Here is a 2,353-nt window from a genome sequence, read left to right as displayed (position 1 = left end):
TAAAAGCATAAATTTTTTAACACCAACTGAAGCTGTGTTAAAATTTTTAAAAGACTAACTGGTCTAAAATGTATATGGTACCTCACAATTAACTAAATCTTGTTCTAAAAGCGTAACTAATTCTGCTAAATTATTAATTTTAATATTTTCTCGAAGATATTTTTTAAAATAAACAATGATTTCCTGACCATATAAATCCAAATTAACATTTAGCAAATATGTTTCAACAACTTCTTTCCCTTCAAATAACCGATAAGATGTCATTGAAGGATAAAATTTACCTTGTGCTAATGTTTCTGTTACATAAACACCATAGGGTAAAATTACTTTTTGTGGCAAATAAATATTTGCCGTTGGAAAATTAATTGTTCGTCCTAATTGTTTTCCTGGTTTTACTTCTCCACGTAAATTATAATCTTCATACAATAATTTATTTGCTGATGCTAAATCATATTTTAATAAAAAATTTCGAATTGTTGTTGAAGAAAACAAATTATCTTGGCGAGTAATTAAATAAACATTTTCTTGACCAAAAAAAGCAATAATATCATTAAAATCCCCTTCACGATTTTTTCCAAACCGAAAATCAGAGCCAATGAAAATTTTTGTAACATTAAATTGTTTTTTTAAAATTGTTAAAAATTGTTGTGCAGATAAATTTATAAATGCAGTACTAAGCGGCACTTCTAAATAATAATCAAATCCTAATTTTTCAACAATTTGTTGTTTTGAATGATTATCTACTATTTTTGTATTTGTTTGTTGTAAAAAATCACTAACACTTTGTGACATAGTAAAAAATAATGTTGCAAGGTTATACTGTTTTTTAATCTCCATTAAACGTGTAATTAATTTTAAATGACCTTGATGAAACCCATCAAACAAACCTAAACAAGCAACTTTTGGTTTCTTATCACTTGGCTTATTTCATACTAAAGTTTTCATTAATAATGATTATCCTTCTCTCTGTCATCTTGGTTTTTAGGTTCAATATGTCCTCATAGTCCACGTTGACAGGCATAAACATGTTTTCCAATATGTTTATAAATTGCTAAAACATTTTTATTTTTATCAATAATAAAAATAATTGGGTCAGTATGATTAATAATAACAATAGGTTTTCCTTGCCGAATTTCTTCATCATGATGATAAAGTAATAATTGTTGATTATTAATAAATAAAGCATCATACATCGATATTAACTCATTAAAATTTACTGCTTCAGGGTTAATTGCTTTAGATAGAATAAAATTTCCTGATTGCGTACGGCATAAAACTGTAACAGTAGCAATAGTATTGAATTTTGCCGCAATATCAGTCACTAAACTTCTAATATATGTTCCTTTAGTACATAACACACTAAATTTAATTGTATGATTATGTGCATCATATTTTTTTAATTTAATTGCCTTAATTGTAACAGTTCGTGGTTTAATTTTTACTTCTTTATCTTGGTGTGCATACTCGTAAAGTTTTTTACCATTAACTTTAATAGCAGAATATTTTGGTGGATATTGTTCATACATAAATCCATTAAATTCATTAAAGATTTTTTTTAATATTTTCTTTTGAATCTTAAATGGTGCTGTTTCATTAAGCACATTCCCAGTAATATCACCAGTATCTGTCTCAACAAATAATCGCATTTCAACATCATACGCTTTATCTGCTGTTAACAAATATTCACTCATTTTCGTAGCATTATTCACTAAAACAACTAACAATCCTGTTGCTAATGGGTCTAATGTTCCTGCGTGACCAATTTTATTAATCTGCAATTTTTGTTTAATTTCTTGAATAACCTGATTACTTGTTTTTCCTGTTGGTTTATTGATTAAAAAAATACCGTCATGCATAATAACCACCCCACTTCCTGAAATATTATATCACTTTTTAATATATTCCTAACAATGATTAAAAAAGTACCTTATTTTTATCGTATTTTTTATAAAATTAATTGATTATTAGAAAAATATAGTTTATAATATTTACGTATGAAAAATAAATATTGTTACATTTATATTTTTCTTAAATTATTCTAGNCNTNNNNTTTNTNNTNNNANNTNTATTTTATAGGAATTTTAAAATAACTAGGTTATGCAAGAAGTCTATTAATTAAAACTCCTTTCTAACTTATTCTTTTTCTTTCAATACTTAATGTTTGCATTTCATGTTTAACGCCATTTTGATTTAATAAACTAATAACAGCATTTTGATTGTGAGGTACCATATACATTTTAGACCAGTTAGTCTTTTAAAAATTTTAACACAGCTTCAGTTGGTGTTAAAAAATTTATGCTTTTATGTCGCCTAACATTGTTATAGTAATTTAAAAACGTAGTAATTAACTTTC

2 protein-coding genes are annotated in these 2,353 nt (G+C 25.7%); both read right to left on the bottom strand.

Annotated elements, in window-relative coordinates:
* Positions 1-63: 63 nt before the first annotated feature.
* Positions 64-945, bottom strand: a complete 882-nt coding sequence (gene ribF / locus BST80_RS05025; RefSeq protein WP_415746243.1) for a riboflavin biosynthesis protein RibF — start codon at positions 943-945, stop codon at positions 64-66.
* Positions 945-1,856: a tRNA pseudouridine(55) synthase TruB gene (gene truB, locus BST80_RS05020; protein ID WP_415746242.1), complete on the bottom strand. Its 912-nt coding sequence runs from the start codon at positions 1,854-1,856 to the stop codon at positions 945-947. The genes ribF and truB overlap by 1 nt, the downstream gene beginning before the upstream one ends.
* Between the last annotated feature and the right edge of the window lie 497 nt (positions 1,857-2,353).

The organism is Spiroplasma sp. Moj (assembly GCF_016082285.1).
GTDB classification, from domain to species: Bacteria; Bacillota_I; Bacilli_A; order Mycoplasmatales; family Mycoplasmataceae; genus Spiroplasma; species Spiroplasma phoeniceum.
Note: the sequence above shows the minus strand (reverse complement) of the source record. Positions and strands in the feature narration are given on the sequence as shown.